Below are 377 nucleotides of genomic sequence, written 5' to 3' on the forward strand. Positions count from 1 at the left end.
TTTCGGATTGAACGACCAGTCGAACTCGGCCAGCGTGAGTTTTTCCTCGAGGCCCGACTGCTGGTAACGCCGCTCGATGAGCCGCGACTGACGCCGGTCGAGCTCGTCTTGCAGGATCATGGCAAAGATCTCCAGGAACGGCTGCTGGGTGCCCTGTGCCTGCAGCACGCGGGTCTCCAGTGTGTCGCGTACGCCGGACAGGCGCAGCATCCTGAGCGCCCGCTCGATATCGGGTAGCGTGGTGGTCATACAGTTTCTCCTGTTGTGGGAGGTTGAGAGCTGGCGCTGTGCTGCGCGCCGACGTTGAAGAACTCGCCGTATTCGTTACCCGGGCGGATCAGGGGATGCTCCTGCGTGAGCGGCAAGGCCAGTTGCGG

1 protein-coding gene is annotated in these 377 nt (G+C 62.9%); it reads right to left on the reverse strand.

The features are described 5' to 3' along the window. A partial coding sequence (locus AB3X86_RS38390) for an ATP-binding protein (protein ID WP_368599913.1) occupies nt 1–249 on the reverse strand: 249 nt, incomplete at its 3' end. Nucleotides 250–377: the final 128 nt, after the last annotated feature.

It is taken from the genome of Paraburkholderia sp. BR14374, assembly GCF_040948685.1.
GTDB lineage: Bacteria > Pseudomonadota > Gammaproteobacteria > Burkholderiales > Burkholderiaceae > Paraburkholderia > Paraburkholderia youngii.